The sequence below is a fragment of the Pseudomonas chaetocerotis genome, from assembly GCF_015712105.2.
Taxonomy (GTDB): Bacteria; Pseudomonadota; Gammaproteobacteria; order Pseudomonadales; family Pseudomonadaceae; genus Aquipseudomonas; species Aquipseudomonas chaetocerotis.
In genome coordinates this window covers 1-471 of record NZ_JACFYX020000040.1, presented here as the reverse complement: position 1 = coordinate 471, position 471 = coordinate 1, and the positions used below count along the sequence as shown (strand labels likewise).

Genomic DNA, 471 nt, shown 5'->3' with positions numbered 1-471 from the left:
ACGAATCACCTGTTGCAACAGCTCGCGGCTGAAGGCTTCGCCGGCGAAGCAGTAGGTCTTCACCCCAGGCGCTTTACCGCATTGCTCAGCCCATTCGGCCAGCTGACGCAGGTAGCTCGGTGGCAGCGCTACCACGCTGATGCCCTCTTCGATCAGGCAGTCGTAGGTCTGCTGCACGCTCCACAGTTGCTGGTCGCGGATCACCACCCGCGCCCCGTGGCTCAGCGGCGTCAGCCAACGCTCGTGGGCACCGTCGAAGCTGACCGAGAGAAAATGCAGCTCGCGATCCTCGGCCGTCAGTTCGTAACGCTCGCCAATGGCCTGGCAATGCAGGGCAATCGCACCATGGGCCACCGCCACGCCCTTGGGCTTGCCGGTGGAGCCGGAGGTGTAGATCAGATAGGCCAGTTGCTCGGGATGAATCTCTATCGCGGGCGCTTCTGACGATTCGCCGCTCAGTTCCAGATGATC

Annotated in this window: 1 protein-coding gene; it reads right to left on the bottom strand. The window is 62.8% G+C overall.

The genetic code is table 11. The features are described from left to right. The coding region (locus H3221_RS25545) for an AMP-binding protein (RefSeq protein WP_224490821.1) at positions 1 to 471 on the bottom strand (471 nt) is incomplete at both ends.